This window comes from Variovorax sp. Soil_C_33 (assembly GCF_057656935.1).
In genome coordinates this window covers 39,503-52,608 of record NZ_JBDGJK010000004.1, presented here as the reverse complement: position 1 = coordinate 52,608, position 13,106 = coordinate 39,503, and the positions used below count along the sequence as shown (strand labels likewise).

The window sequence follows — 13,106 nt, the reverse complement described above, 5'->3', positions numbered from 1 at the left end:
TCTCCGTGGTTGAAAGGGAAATGGGCGCTTAGCGGCGTCCGCGCTGAAGAAAGGCGACGACGATGATCACGATGCCCTGCACCGCGGCATTGAGGTACACGCTGATGATGCTGGTGAGGTTCAGGATGTTGCTGATGACCGAGAGCAGGATGGCGCCGATCACGGTGCCGGTGATGCTGCCGGCGCCGCCCTTGAGCGCGGTGCCGCCGACGATGACCGCGGCGATGGCTTCGAGCTCCCACAACAGGCCGGTGGTCGGCGACGCAGAGCCCAGGCGCGGCACGTAGAGCAGCGTCGCGATGCCGACGCAGACACCGAGCAGCACGTAGGTGAGGATCTTCACGCCGTCGACGCCGACCGCGGCATAGCGCGCGACCTGCTCGTTGGAGCCGATGGCCTGTACGTAGCGGCCGTAGGCGGTGCGGTTCAGGATCACGCCGCCGATGATCGCGACGATCAGGAACACCCACACCGGCACCGGGATGCCCAGGAGACTTGCGTAGTAGACCGGTGCGTAGAGGTCCGACAGCTCGTTGTCGAGCGTGAGCGCGCCGCCGTCGGCGAAGTAGGTCAGGTAGGCGCGGAAGATGCCCAGCGTTCCCAGCGTCACGATGAAGGGCTCGATGCGCCCCTTGGTGATGAGCAGGCCGTGCGCGAGCCCGAAGGCCGCGCCCAGCGCTACCGCGAGCACGGCGCCGAGCACCACCGCCAGCAGCGGCGAGCCGAACATGGGGCCCATCGCGTTGATGAACATGATCACGCAACCGGCGATCAGCGCCGCCATCGAGCCCACCGAGAGGTCGATGCCGCCCGAGATAATCACAAAGCACATGCCCACCGCGATGATGCCGATGAAGGCGGTGCGCGTGAGCACGTTCATCGCGTTGTCGACAGTGGCGAAGTCGCTGTTGAGCAAGGTGCCGGCGATGCACAGCAGCACCAGGCCGATGACCGGGCCGAGCCCATGCAGGCGCTCGGTCCAGCGCGGCTTGCTTTCAGCGCGATGCGCGGCGCCTGCGGCCGTCGCGGCTTCAGGCGTGGCTGGTTGAGGTTCCGGTGGCATGAGCGATGAGCTCCTCTTCGGTCAGTTGGTCTGCGTTGAGCGTGCTGACGAGCCGGCCCGCGCGCATCACCGCGACGCGGTGGCACAGGCCGATCAGCTCCATCAGCTCCGACGAGACGACGATCACGGCCAGCCCCTCGCGGGCCAGCTTCTGGATCAGGAAATAGATGTCGCGCTTGGCGCCGACGTCGACGCCGCGCGTCGGCTCGTCGAGCACCACCACCTTGGGCTGCGGCTGCAGCACCTTGGCGAGCGCCAGCTTCTGCTGGTTGCCGCCCGAGAGCGACGAGGCGCGCGCGTCGAGGTCGCCGGTGCGGATGCCGTAGTCCTTCACCGCCGCGGCCAGCGCGCTGCGTTCGGCCTCGGGGTGCAGCCACGGCGTGGCGTAGCGCTCGAGCGCCATCAGCGTGAGGTTCTGGCGCAGGCCCAGGTGCACGTGCAGGCCCTTGCCCTTGCGATCTTCGCTCAAGTAGGTGAAGCCGTGCCTGGCGGCATCGCGCGGGTTGCGCAGCTGCACCGGGCGACCCAGGATCTCGACGCTGCCGCTCGCGGGCCGGAGGCCCATCAGGCCTTCGAAGAGCTCGGTGCGGCCGGCCCCGACCAGGCCGGCGAAGCCGAGGATCTCGCCGGGGCGCACCTCGAAGCTCGCGTCCTCGGCCCAGCCGGGCACGCTGAAGTTGCGCACCTGCATCGCAGGCGCCGCGTCCACGACCACGGCATCGCGCGGCGGGTACAGGTCGGCGAGCTCGCGGCCGACCATCAGGTTGGCCATCTGGTGGCGCGTGAGTTCGGAGGTCGGCGCGCGCGTCACGAAGCGGCCGTCGCGCATCACGATCACTTCGTCGGTGATGCGCTCGACCTCGTCGAGCTTGTGCGAGATGTAGACGATGGTCACGCCGTCGGCGCGCAGCTGCGCGATCAGCTTGAACAGGCGCTCGGTCTCGCCGGGTGTGAGCGTGGCGGTCGGCTCGTCCATGATCAGGAGACGCGCATGGCGCGAGACCGCCTTCGCGATCTCGACCAGCTGCTTCTCGGCGACGATCAGGCGGCGCACCTTGGTGCGCGGGTCGACCTTGAGGCCCACTGCGGCGAGTGCAGTCGCCGCTTCGCGCTCCATCGCCGCGTCGTCGAGCAGCCAGCCCTTCCTTTTCTCGTGGCCGAGGAAGATGTTCTGCGCCACGCTCAGGTCTTCGGCCAGGTTGAACTCCTGGTGGATCAGCACGATGCCGAGCGCTTCCGCATCGCGCGAACTGACGAAGTGCTGCGGCTCGCCGTTGACGCGCACGACGCCGCCGGTGATCGATTCGTAGCCGGCGAGGATCTTCATCAGCGTGGACTTGCCCGCGCCGTTCTCGCCGAGCAGGCCGTAGACGCGGCCCGGTTCGATGGCGAAGCTCACGCCGTGCAGCACCTGCACCGGGCCGAAGGCCTTCACGACCTTGTCGAATTCGACGGCGACGCTGCGCCTGGGCTGCTGCTGCGTCATGGCGCGACCCCGCGAACCTTGAGCGTCTCGTGCATGGCCAGCACGCCGGCGCCGATCAGCCCGGCCTGCGTGCCGAGCGGCGTGTACTGGATTTCGAGATGCCGTGTCGAGAGCGCGAGCGAGCGCTGGTAGACGCTCTGGCGCAGGGCAGCGAGAAACAGCGGCCCGATGCGCGTGATGCCACCACCGATGAACACGTGCGACGGATTGAAGAAATTCACGATCGACGCCAGCATCTGGCCGATCAGGTTGCCGGCGCGCTGCACGATCGCGTTGGCCGCCGCATCGCCGGCGCGGCTGGCCTGGCCGACGTCGATGGCATCGATCCGGCCCTGCGCGCGCAGCCGCTCGGCCAGGGCGGCGCTCTCGCCGGCTTCCGCGGCCTGCACGGCCATGCGCGTGATGGCCGGGCCGGCCGCCATGGCCTCCACGCAGCCGAGATTGCCGCAGTGGCAGCGCGGGCCTTCCTGGTCGACGCAGATGTGGCCGACGTCGCCGGCCGATCCGGCGGCGCCGCGGTACACCTCTCCGTGGCAGACGATGCCGCAGCCGATGCCGGTGCCGATCTTGATGACGAGGAAGTTGGAGAGCGAGCGCTTCAGGCGCCAGAGCTCGCCGAGCGCCATCAGGTTCACGTCGTTGTCGACGAAGACCGGCGCCGCGTAGTCCTCGCGCAGGTAGTCGCGAATCGAGAAGCTGTCCCAGGCCGGCATCAGCGGCGGGTTCACGAGCTGGCCGATCTCGAAGTTGACCGGACCCGGCACGCCGATGCCGATGCCGATCACCTGCTTGGCCTCGAAGCCGCATCGGCCCAGCAACTCGCGCATCAGCACGCGCACGCGGGCCAGCACCACGCCCGGGCCTTCGCGCACATCGGCCGGCTCCGCATGCTGGGCCAGCACCGTCAGGTCGGGCCGCAGCACCGCGACGTCGAGGCTGGTGGCGCCGATGTCCACGCCGACCAGCACGCCGAGCCCCGCGTGGAGTTGGAGATTCTCGGCCCGCCGGCCGCCGGAGGAGCGCTGCAGGCCGGCTTCGGCCAAGAGGCCCTGCTCCACCAGCCCGGCGATCAGCGCATTGGCCTTGCTCTTGGAGAAGCCCAGCCTTTCGGCCATGCCATGGCGCGAGCCGCCGGCCGACCAGAAGGTCGTTTCCAGCAGCTGCATCTCGTCGGCAGTGAGGCCGCTCCAGGTGCCCAAGCTTCGTCTCCAGAATTTGTTCTTGTCGCCCTGTGGACCCGGGCGAAGGCGAATACTAGGCGCTGGGCTTCAGCCGAACAAGATTGAACTTCGGCCTGATTCAAACCGAAGGGCATGAAAAAAGCCGCCCGGAGGCGGCTTTTTCGAAGAACAGCGCTGCTGTTCTTATTTTTTCTGCCGGTATTTGCGGAGTGCCGCGATCTGCGCGGCCATCACGGCCAGTTCCGACTGCGCCAGCGCGATGTCGATGTCGCTCCTGGCGTTCTTGAGCGCTTCCTCGGCCGCGGCCTTCGCCTTGCTGGCCTTCTCGTCGTCGAGGTCCTTGCCGCGGATCGCGGTGTCGGACAGCACGGTCACCGTGCTGGGCTGCACTTCCAGGATGCCGCCGGCCACGAAGACGAATTCCTCGCCGCCGTCGGCCGTCTCGATGCGCACCGCACCCGGACGGATGCGCGTGATCAGCGGCGTGTGGCGCGGATAGATGCCGAGCTCGCCGGCTTCGCCGGGCAGCGCGACGAACTTGGCCTCGCCCGAGAAGATGGACTCCTCGGCACTGACCACGTCGACGTGAATGGTGTTTGCCATCTGGATTCCTATGCCGCCTTAGGCGACCTTCTTGGCCTTTTCGAACGCTTCGTCAATGCCGCCGACCATGTAGAACGCCTGTTCCGGCAGGTGGTCGGCTTCGCCGTTCACGATCATCTTGAAGCCGCGGATGGTTTCGGCCAGCGGCACGTACTTGCCTGGCGAGCCGGTGAACACTTCGGCCACGTGGAAGGGCTGCGACAGGAAGCGCTGGATCTTGCGGGCGCGGGCCACGGCCAGCTTGTCGTCGGGAGCCAGTTCGTCCATGCCCAGAATCGCGATGATGTCGCGCAGTTCCTTGTAGCGCTGCAGCGTGCCCTGCACGGCACGGGCCACGTTGTAATGCTCTTCGCCGACCACGTGCGGGTCGAGCTGGCGCGAGGTCGAATCGAGCGGGTCCACGGCCGGGTAGATGCCGAGCGAAGCGATGTCGCGCGACAGCACCACGGTGGAGTCCAGGTGGGCGAAGGTGGTGGCGGGCGAGGGGTCGGTCAAGTCGTCGGCCGGCACGTACACGGCCTGGATCGAGGTGATCGAGCCGACCTTGGTCGAGGTGATGCGCTCCTGCAGGCGGCCCATTTCCTCGGCCAGTGTCGGCTGGTAGCCCACGGCGGAAGGCATGCGGCCCAGCAGAGCCGACACTTCGGTACCGGCCAGCGTGTAGCGGTAGATGTTGTCGACGAAGAAGAGCACGTCACGGCCTTCGTCGCGGAACGATTCGGCGATGGTCAGGCCGGTCAGCGCCACGCGCAGGCGGTTGCCCGGGGGCTCGTTCATCTGGCCGTAGACCATGGCGACCTTCGACTCGCCGAGGTTCTCGAGGTTCACCACGCCCGAGTCAGACATCTCGTGATAGAAGTCGTTGCCCTCGCGGGTGCGCTCACCCACGCCGGCGAACACCGACAGACCCGAGTGGGCCTTGGCGATGTTGTTGATGAGTTCCATCATGTTCACGGTCTTGCCCACGCCGGCGCCGCCGAACAGGCCCACCTTGCCGCCCTTGGCGAAGGGGCAGACCAGGTCGATCACCTTGATGCCGGTTTCCAAGAGGTCGGTCGACGGCGAGAGCTCGTCGTACGCCGGTGCCTTGCGGTGGATCGAAGCAGTAACTTCCTGGCCGACCGGGCCGCGCTCGTCGATCGGGCGACCGAGCACGTCCATGATCCGGCCCAGGGTCGCCTTGCCCACGGGCACGGTGATCGGGTTGCCGGTGTTGGTCACGACGAGGCCGCGACGCAGGCCGTCGGACGAGCCGAGCGCAATGGTGCGCACCACGCCGTCGCCGAGCTGCTGCTGCACTTCGAGGGTCAGCGTGCCGCCTTCGTATTGCAGGGCGTCGTACACCTTGGGCATCTGGTCGCGCGGGAATTCCACGTCGACCACGGCGCCGATACATTGAACGATCTTGCCTTCTGCTGCGTTTGCTTGAGCCATCATCTGCTCCGATAAAAATTAAATCTGGTTGAGGTCGAAGGACCGAAGGTCTTCAGACGCCTGCGGCCGCCGCAGCGCCCGAAACGATCTCCGACAGCTCTTTGGTGATGCCGGCCTGGCGGGTCTTGTTGTAGACCAGCTTGAGTTCGTCGATCACGTTGCCGGCGTTGTCGGTCGCGGACTTCATCGCGACCATGCGCGCCGACTGTTCCGACGCCATGTTCTCGGCCACCGCCTGGTACACCAGCGACTCGACGTAGCGCACCAGCAGTTCGTCGATCACGCTCTGTGCATCGGGCTCGTAGATGTAGTCCCAGGAGTGCTGGCCCTTTTCCATCTTCATCGACTCGGCGGCCAGCGGCAGCAGCTGCTCGACCACCGACTCCTGGCGCATCGTGTTGATGAACTTGGTGTAGCAGAGATAGACGGCGCTGAGCTTGCCCTCGGCATAAGCGTCGAGCAGCACCTTGACCGGGCCGATCAGCTTGTCGAGATGCGGCGTGTCGCCCAGCTGGGTGACATGCGAGACCACGCGGGCGCCGATGCGGTTGAGAAAACCCAGGCCCTTGTTGCCGATCGCCACCGCCTCGACGGCGACGCCGGCGGCCTGCTGCTCGCGCAGCTTGGTGGTCACGACGCGCAGCACGTTGGTGTTCATGCCGCCGCACAGGCCCTTGTCGGTCGTCACGACGATGAAGCCCGCGGCCTTCACGTCGTTGACCTTCATGAAGGCGTGCGTGTACTCCGGGTTCGCCTGGCCGAGGTTGGCCGCGATGTTGCGGATCTTCTCGCTGTAGGGGCGGGCGGCGCGCATGCGTTCCTGCGCCTTGCGCATCTTCGACGCGGCCACCATTTCCATGGCCTTGGTGATCTTCTTGGTGTTCTCCACCGATTTGATCTTGCCGCGGATTTCCTTACCAGCTGCCATTGGGACTCCTTGGGTCGATCAGGCGAACGACTTCTTGAACGCCGTGACGGCGGCCGTCAGCTCGGCCTCGGTGTCCTTGTCGATCGCCTTGGCTTGTTCGATCTTGTCGAGCAAGGGGGCATGGCTGGACTTGAGGAACTGGTGCAGGCCGTGTTCGAACGACAGCAGTTTCTTCACGTCGATGTCGTCCAGGAAGCCCTTGTTCACCGCGAACAGCGAGGCACCCATCAGCGAGATGGGCAGCGGGCTGTACTGGGCCTGCTTCAGCAGTTCGGTCACGCGGGCACCGCGGTCGAGCTGCTTGCGGGTGGCTTCGTCGAGGTCGGAGGCGAACTGCGCGAAGGCCGCGAGTTCACGGTACTGCGCGAGGTCGGTACGGATACCGCCCGACAGGCCCTTGATGACCTTGGTCTGCGCCGACGAACCCACGCGCGACACCGAGATACCGGCGTTGATGGCGGGCCGGATGCCGGCGTTGAACAGGTTGGTTTCCAGGAAGATCTGGCCGTCGGTGATCGAGATCACGTTGGTCGGCACGAAAGCGGACACGTCGCCGGCCTGCGTTTCGATGATCGGCAGCGCGGTCAGCGACCCGGTCTTGCCCTTGACTTCGCCCTTGGTGAAGGCTTCGACGTAGTCGGCGTTCACGCGGGCTGCGCGTTCGAGCAGGCGGCTGTGGAGATAGAACACGTCGCCGGGGTAGGCTTCGCGGCCCGGCGGGCGGCGCAGCAGCAGCGAAACCTGGCGGTAGGCCACGGCCTGCTTGGACAGGTCGTCATAGACGATCAGCGCGTCCTGGCCGCGGTCGCGGAAGTACTCGCCCATCGTGCAGCCCGAATACGCGCTCACGTACTGCATGGCGGCCGATTCGGAAGCCGAGGCGGCCACGACGATGGTGTAGTCCATCGCACCGGCCTGCTCCAGGGCGCGCACCACGTTCTTGATCGACGAAGCCTTCTGGCCGATCGCAACGTAGACGCAGGTCATGTTCTGACCCTTCTGGTTGATGATCGCGTCGATCGCCACCGCGGTCTTGCCGGTCTGGCGGTCGCCGATGATCAGCTCGCGCTGGCCACGACCGATCGGCACCATCGAGTCGATGGACTTGAGGCCGGTCTGCATCGGCTGGTCGACCGACTTGCGGGCGATCACGCCCGGGGCGACCTTTTCGATCACGTCGGTCATCTTGGCGTTGATCGGACCCTTGCCGTCGATCGGCTGGCCCAGCGCGTTGACCACGCGGCCGATGAGTTCGGGGCCGACCGGCACTTCCAGGATGCGGCCGGTGCACTTGACCGTGTCGCCTTCCGAGATGTGCTCGTACTCGCCCAGAATCACGGCGCCGACCGAGTCGCGCTCGAGATTCAGCGCCAGGCCGAAGGACGGCGTGCCGTCCGCCGTGGGCGGGAACTCGAGCATTTCGCCCTGCATCGCGTCCGACAGGCCGTGCACGCGCACGATGCCGTCGGTCACCGACACCACGGTGCCTTCGTTGCGGATGTTCGCGCTGACGCCGAGGCCTTCGATGCGGCTCTTGATCAGTTCGGAAATTTCTGCGGGATTGAGTTGCATGACTCTTTCCTTCTTTCTTTAAGGGGGCTGGCGGCCTCAGGCTGCCAGCGCAACTTTCATTTGTTCGAGGCGCGCTTTGACGGAAGTGTCGAGCACCTCGTCGCCGACCACCACACGAATGCCGCCGATCAGGGCCGGCTCCTGCTGGACCGTGACCTGCAGCTTGCGGCCGAATCGCTTTTCGAGCGCAGCGGCAACGCCATTCAGCGCCGAGGCATCGATCGGGAAGGCGCTGTACACCACGGCGTCGGACGAACCGCTTTGCGCATTCGCCAGGGCCCGGAACTGCTTCGCGATTTCCGTCAGCGCCGAAAAGCGCCCGTTCTCGAGCAGGGCCATCAGGAAGTTGTTGGCGGCAGCCGGCAACTCAGCGCCGTAAGCGCCGGCGATGACGCCGAGCACCTGCTCTGGCGTGACCTTGGGGTTGTCCGCGAACTGCTGGAGTTCGGGGCTGGCGGCGATGGCGGCGACTTTTTCGAGCCAGGCGCCGGCGCCTGCCAGGTCCGACGAAGACGCCTTGAAAAGCGCTTCGGCGTAGGGACGTGCAATGGTGGCGAGTTCTGCCATGGCTTCGATCAGAGTTCGGTCTGCAGGCGGGCGAGCAAATCGGCGTGCACGGCCGGATTCACTTCCTTGCGCAGGATCTGCTCGGCGCCCTTGACGGCCAGCGCGGCGACCTGCTCGCGCAGCACCTCGCGCGCCTTCACGGCCTGCTGCTCGGCTTCGGCGCGAGCGGCGGCGACGATCTTGTTGCCTTCTTCCGTGGCGCGGGCCTTGGCCTCTTCAACGATGGCCTGCGCACGACGTTCGGCATCGGCAAGACGTTGCGCGGACTCGTTGCGCGCCTTGCTCAGTTCGACTTCCACCCGCTTGTCCGCATCGGACAGCGCAGCCTTGGCCTTGTCGGCAGCGGCCAGGCCGTCGGCGATCTTCTGGGCACGCTCATCCAGCGCCTTTGCGATCGGCGGCCACACGAACTTCATCGTGAACCCGACAAGGATCAGGAACACGATCATCTGGACGATCAGGGTACCGGTAATGCTCACTTTTCACCCTCTCTTTGGGATTGAATCCGACGAGAAGCCGGGCCCCCGATTACTTCGGCAGGTTGGCGATTTGCGAGAGGAACGGGTTGGCCGTTGCGAACCACAGCGCGATACCGGTACCGATGATGAACGCGGCGTCGATCAGACCGGCCAGCAGGAACATCTTGGTCTGGAGTTCACCCATGAGCTCGGGCTGGCGTGCGGCCGACTCGAGGTACTTGCTGCCCATGATGCCGATGCCGATACATGCGCCCACAGCGCCCAGACCGATGATCAGGCCGGCGGCCAGTGCAACAAAGCTAATAACTTCCATGATGACTCCTAGAGGACTTTGGTTGAAGAGAAAAGAAAAAACGGAAAACTAAAAAGAGCGGATCAGTGGTGATCGTGCGCCTGGCCCACGTACACCAGCGCCAGCATCATGAACACGAAGGCCTGCAGCGTGATGATCAGGATGTGGAAGATGGCCCACGCAGTGCCCGCGACGACATGGCCGAGCGCCAGGAACACGCCCGTGGCCGACAGCGTCCAGGCGCCGCCCATCAGCGCGATGAGCAGGAAGATCAGTTCGCCGGCGTACATGTTGCCGAACAGACGCATGCCGTGCGACACGGTCTTGGCGATGAACTCGATCAGTTGCATCGCGAAGTTGAAGGGATAGAGCGCCCAATGGTTGCCGAAGGGCGCAGTGAACAGCTCATGAATCCAGCCGCCCAGGCCCTTGATCTTGACGTTGTAGTACAGGCAGATCAGCAGCACCGAGACCGACATGCCCATCGCCACCGAGAGGTCGGCCGTGGGAACCACGCGCAGGTAGGCATGGTGCGGATCGCCGTGGATCAGGCCCCAGATCCAGGGCAGCAGATCGACGGGCAGCAAGTCCATCGCGTTGAGCATGAAGATCCACACGAAGATCGTGAGCGCCAGGGGTGCCACGAACTTGCGGCTGTTGGCGTTATGGACGATGCCCTTGGCCTGCTGGTCGACCACTTCGACCAGGATTTCGACCGCGGCCTGGAAACGACCGGGCACACCCGAAGTGGCCTTGCGCGCAGCCGACCACAGCACCCAGCAGCCCAGCACGCCGAGCAGGATCGAGAAGAACAGGGAGTCGAAGTTGAAGACCGAGAAGTCGGCGACACCTGCCGGCTTGGAGCTCTGAAGATGCGTCAAGTGGTGAACGATGTATTCACCAGCGGTCTGACCATGTTCCGCAGCGTTTTCAGCAGCCATCCGTTACTCGTCTTTAAGTTTCAAGCGCCGGGGAGCCAGCATCACTGCCACCCACGCCGCCTTCATTGTCACCACCAGGCCGACCAGCATCGCCGGCCAGCTCAGCGCCGTTACCAACCTTGGCGCGGCGATCAGCATCGCCACCGTCAAGGCCATCTTGACCATTTCCCACAAGAAGAATCCGAACACCGCAGTGCCCGGATTCAGGGAAGAGAACCTCCCGGTGAGTCCCCGCGCGAACACCGCAGCGGGAATGACCACTGCCAGTGCGCCGTATCCGGCGGACCACCCCAGATTTTGCCTCCCTGTCAGGCCCCAGGCGGCCAACGCCACCAGCAGCCCCGCTCCGATCTGAACCGCGATCACGCGCCAGGGCGAGATCGACGGTTTCTTTTCGCGCAGCCGCTGGGCCTCTTCGGCGGTCAACGGCTTGAAGTCAGCATCCGGGTCTCGAGCGTCCTCTCGGACTTCCCTCTCTCTCACATCGCGGGCGATTGTTTTCATTTCGAATGAAGCCCGGATGACGACCCAGAATTTCTACAAAGCCATTGATTATAAGTAAAAACCCATGCCTCTCCGCCATGTTCCGGGCCGAGCTCGCAAAACATCCTTGCCCCGCGCTGCGGCAAGCGCGCAGCGCTTGGAAAGCAAGGGAGAGCCCCCACCATAATCTCTTATGCATCCGATCGCCGCCGCTCTCCCCGACTCTCTCTGCTATCTCGACGGTACCTACGCGCCGCTTCGCGACACCAAGGTCAGCGTGCTCGACCGCGGCTTCATCTTCGGCGACGGCGTCTATGAAGTGGTGCCGGTCTACGGCGGCGTGCCTTTCTGCTTCGAGGAACACATGGCGCGGCTCGATCGCTCGCTGGGCGAACTGCGCATCGCCAATCCGTTGACGCATGCGCAATGGCGCGCGATCGCGATGCACCTCGTCGAGGCCAGCCCGCCTTCCGAGCGCGCGGCCGTGCAGGCAATCTACATCCAGGTCACGCGCGGCGTTGCCCCGCGCGAGCATGCGATGGTGCAGGGCCTCGTGCCCACCGTCTTCGTCATGCTGAACCCGATGAAGCCGGTGTCCGACGCGATGCGCGTCAAGGGCGTCGCGTGCGTGAGCGCGCACGACTTCCGCTGGCAGAAGGCCCACATCAAGAGCACCAGCCTGCTGGGCGCGGTGCTGGCGCGGCAGATCAGCGTCGAGGCCGGCGCGGCCGAGACCATCATGTTCCGCGGCGACTGGCTCAGCGAGGCATCGTCGAGCAACGTCTGGATGGTGAAGGATGGCGCGGTCTACGGACCGCCTAAGGACGAGCTGGTGCTGACCGGCATCCGCTACGGCCTGATCGAGCGCATCAGCGCAGAGGCGAACATCCCCTTCTCGCTGCGCCGCATCGCACGCGATGAAGTCTTCGGCGCCGACGAACTGCTGCTGTCTTCGGCCAGCAAGGAAGTGCTGCCGGTGGTCACGCTCGATGGCCAATCGATCGGCAACGGCCGTCCCGGCGCGGTCTTCCAGGCACTGCATGCCGGCTACCAGAGGGCCATCGAGCGCAGCGTGCAAGATCAAGGAGTCCACGCATGAGCACAGCCCCCGACACCCCGCCGATCGACGCGCGCAAGGAGTCGCTGATCGAGTACCCCTCGCAGTTTCCGATCAAGGTCATGGGCGTCAAGGCCGATGGCTTCGTGCACGCGGTCACGCTGATCGCCGAGCAGTTCGATCCGAACTTCGACGCCAGCACCATCGAACTGCGCAACAGCAAGGCCGGCAACTACCTGGGCGTGACCATCACCGTCACCGCCACCAGCCGCGAGCAGCTCGACGCCATCTACATGGCGCTGTCCGCGCATCCGATGGTCAAGGTGGTGCTCTGAGCACAGCGCTCGAAGCCGTGTGGCTCGGCCGCGTCGCCTACGCGCCGACCTACGCGGCGATGCAGCAGGCGACACGGGAGCGCACGCCGGACACGCCCGATGCGCTCTGGGTCTGCGAGCATCCTCCGGTCTACACCCAGGGCTTGGCCGGCAAAGCCGACCACGTGCTGAACCCCGGCGACATCCCGATCGTGCAGACCGACCGCGGCGGCCAGGTGACCTACCACGGCCCCGGCCAAGTGGTGGCCTATCCGCTGGTCGACCTGCGGCGCGCCGGCTACTACGTGAAGGAATACGTCTATCGCATCGAGGAGTCGGTGCTCCGCACGCTGGCGCACTTCGGCGTCACCGGCCACCGCGTGGGCGGGGCGCCGGGCATCTATGTGCGGCTCGACGATCCGTTCTCGCATGCCGCGCTGACCGGCCCGATGCATCCCGCCGACCCGTTCCGCGGCCTCGGCAAGATCGCCGCGCTGGGCATCAAGGTCAGCCGCCACTGCACCTACCACGGCGTCGCGCTCAACGTCGCGATGGATCTGGAACCCTTCTCGCGCATCAACCCCTGCGGCTACGCAGGGCTCGAAACCGTCGATCTTTCTACAATCGGCGTTCAAACAACCTGGGACGAAGCCGCGCAGGTGCTGGCCAACAAGCTGGCCGCCTACCTCGCGCCTTGAGCCCCACT

At 65.6% G+C, this 13,106-nt stretch carries 15 protein-coding genes; 3 read left to right on the top strand and 12 right to left on the bottom strand.

The window, feature by feature from the left end; translation table 11 throughout:
* Nucleotides 1-28: 28 nt before the first annotated feature.
* From AC3A6B_RS07925 to AC3A6B_RS07870, 12 genes are all read right to left on the bottom strand, one after another.
* Entirely contained in the window at nt 29-1,063 is a 1,035-nt protein-coding gene (locus tag AC3A6B_RS07925; RefSeq protein ID WP_487836186.1) for an ABC transporter permease, read from the bottom strand.
* Entirely contained in the window at nt 1,032-2,549 is a 1,518-nt protein-coding gene (locus AC3A6B_RS07920; protein ID WP_487836185.1) for a sugar ABC transporter ATP-binding protein, read from the bottom strand. The genes AC3A6B_RS07925 and AC3A6B_RS07920 overlap by 32 nt, the downstream gene beginning before the upstream one ends.
* Nucleotides 2,546-3,715, bottom strand: coding sequence for an ROK family protein (locus AC3A6B_RS07915; RefSeq protein ID WP_487836423.1), 1,170 nt, complete (start codon nt 3,713-3,715; stop codon nt 2,546-2,548). The genes AC3A6B_RS07920 and AC3A6B_RS07915 overlap by 4 nt, the downstream gene beginning before the upstream one ends.
* A 198-nt stretch (nt 3,716-3,913) precedes the next feature.
* Nucleotides 3,914-4,333, bottom strand: coding sequence for a F0F1 ATP synthase subunit epsilon (locus AC3A6B_RS07910; RefSeq protein WP_214696541.1), 420 nt, complete (start codon nt 4,331-4,333; stop codon nt 3,914-3,916).
* An 18-nt stretch (nt 4,334-4,351) separates the two neighbouring features.
* Nucleotides 4,352-5,767, bottom strand: coding sequence for a F0F1 ATP synthase subunit beta (atpD, locus tag AC3A6B_RS07905; protein WP_487836184.1), 1,416 nt, complete (start codon nt 5,765-5,767; stop codon nt 4,352-4,354).
* A 52-nt stretch (nt 5,768-5,819) separates the two neighbouring features.
* Complete coding sequence (gene atpG / locus AC3A6B_RS07900; protein ID WP_487836183.1) at nt 5,820-6,695, bottom strand: F0F1 ATP synthase subunit gamma; 876 nt, start codon at nt 6,693-6,695, stop codon at nt 5,820-5,822.
* An 18-nt stretch (nt 6,696-6,713) separates the two neighbouring features.
* Nucleotides 6,714-8,267, bottom strand: a complete 1,554-nt coding sequence (gene atpA, locus AC3A6B_RS07895; RefSeq protein ID WP_487836182.1) for a F0F1 ATP synthase subunit alpha — start codon at nt 8,265-8,267, stop codon at nt 6,714-6,716.
* A 36-nt stretch (nt 8,268-8,303) separates the two neighbouring features.
* Nucleotides 8,304-8,834, bottom strand: coding sequence for a F0F1 ATP synthase subunit delta (locus tag AC3A6B_RS07890; protein ID WP_487836181.1), 531 nt, complete (start codon nt 8,832-8,834; stop codon nt 8,304-8,306).
* Between the two features lie 8 nt (nt 8,835-8,842).
* Nucleotides 8,843-9,313: a F0F1 ATP synthase subunit B gene (locus AC3A6B_RS07885; RefSeq protein ID WP_487836180.1), complete on the bottom strand. Its 471-nt coding sequence runs from the start codon at nt 9,311-9,313 to the stop codon at nt 8,843-8,845.
* 49 nt (nt 9,314-9,362) lie between these two features.
* Entirely contained in the window at nt 9,363-9,626 is a 264-nt protein-coding gene (gene atpE / locus AC3A6B_RS07880; RefSeq protein WP_019657641.1) for a F0F1 ATP synthase subunit C, read from the bottom strand.
* Nucleotides 9,627-9,688: 62 nt separating this feature from the next.
* A complete protein-coding gene (atpB, locus tag AC3A6B_RS07875) occupies nt 9,689-10,546 on the bottom strand; it encodes a F0F1 ATP synthase subunit A (protein WP_487836179.1) in 858 nt (285 codons plus the stop codon).
* Between the two features lie 3 nt (nt 10,547-10,549).
* On the bottom strand, nt 10,550-11,050 hold the full coding sequence (locus AC3A6B_RS07870) for an ATP synthase subunit I (protein ID WP_487836178.1): 501 nt from the start codon (nt 11,048-11,050) through the stop codon (nt 10,550-10,552).
* Between the two features lie 172 nt (nt 11,051-11,222).
* Here AC3A6B_RS07870 and AC3A6B_RS07865 point away from each other — a divergent pair, with 172 nt between their 5' ends.
* The 3 genes from AC3A6B_RS07865 to lipB are packed head-to-tail and all read left to right on the top strand — an operon-like array spanning nt 11,223 to nt 13,098.
* Nucleotides 11,223-12,128: an aminotransferase class IV gene (locus tag AC3A6B_RS07865; protein WP_487836177.1), complete on the top strand. Its 906-nt coding sequence runs from the start codon at nt 11,223-11,225 to the stop codon at nt 12,126-12,128.
* Entirely contained in the window at nt 12,125-12,421 is a 297-nt protein-coding gene (locus AC3A6B_RS07860; RefSeq protein WP_093104854.1) for a YbeD family protein, read from the top strand. The genes AC3A6B_RS07865 and AC3A6B_RS07860 overlap by 4 nt, the downstream gene beginning before the upstream one ends.
* On the top strand, nt 12,418-13,098 hold the full coding sequence (gene lipB, locus AC3A6B_RS07855) for a lipoyl(octanoyl) transferase LipB (protein WP_487836422.1): 681 nt from the start codon (nt 12,418-12,420) through the stop codon (nt 13,096-13,098). Before AC3A6B_RS07860 ends, lipB begins: the two co-directional genes overlap by 4 nt.
* Nucleotides 13,099-13,106: the final 8 nt, after the last annotated feature.

Excerpts from the sequence above, each read along its gene's own strand:
- AC3A6B_RS07925 (WP_487836186.1), bottom strand. The coding sequence starts at position 1,063 with ATGCCACCGGAACCTCAACCAGCCACGCCTGAAGCCGCGACGGCCGCA.
- AC3A6B_RS07920 (WP_487836185.1), bottom strand. The coding sequence starts at position 2,549 with ATGACGCAGCAGCAGCCCAGGCGCAGCGTCGCCGTCGAATTCGACAAG.
- AC3A6B_RS07915 (WP_487836423.1), bottom strand. The coding sequence starts at position 3,715 with ATGCAGCTGCTGGAAACGACCTTCTGGTCGGCCGGCGGCTCGCGCCAT.
- AC3A6B_RS07910 (WP_214696541.1), bottom strand. The coding sequence starts at position 4,333 with ATGGCAAACACCATTCACGTCGACGTGGTCAGTGCCGAGGAGTCCATC.
- atpD (WP_487836184.1), bottom strand. The coding sequence starts at position 5,767 with ATGGCTCAAGCAAACGCAGCAGAAGGCAAGATCGTTCAATGTATCGGC.
- atpG (WP_487836183.1), bottom strand. The coding sequence starts at position 6,695 with ATGGCAGCTGGTAAGGAAATCCGCGGCAAGATCAAATCGGTGGAGAAC.
- atpA (WP_487836182.1), bottom strand. The coding sequence starts at position 8,267 with ATGCAACTCAATCCCGCAGAAATTTCCGAACTGATCAAGAGCCGCATC.
- AC3A6B_RS07890 (WP_487836181.1), bottom strand. The coding sequence starts at position 8,834 with ATGGCAGAACTCGCCACCATTGCACGTCCCTACGCCGAAGCGCTTTTC.
- atpE (WP_019657641.1), bottom strand. The coding sequence starts at position 9,626 with ATGGAAGTTATTAGCTTTGTTGCACTGGCCGCCGGCCTGATCATCGGT.
- atpB (WP_487836179.1), bottom strand. The coding sequence starts at position 10,546 with ATGGCTGCTGAAAACGCTGCGGAACATGGTCAGACCGCTGGTGAATAC.
- AC3A6B_RS07870 (WP_487836178.1), bottom strand. The coding sequence starts at position 11,050 with ATGAAAACAATCGCCCGCGATGTGAGAGAGAGGGAAGTCCGAGAGGAC.
- AC3A6B_RS07865 (WP_487836177.1), top strand. The coding sequence starts at position 11,223 with ATGCATCCGATCGCCGCCGCTCTCCCCGACTCTCTCTGCTATCTCGAC.
- AC3A6B_RS07860 (WP_093104854.1), top strand. The coding sequence starts at position 12,125 with ATGAGCACAGCCCCCGACACCCCGCCGATCGACGCGCGCAAGGAGTCG.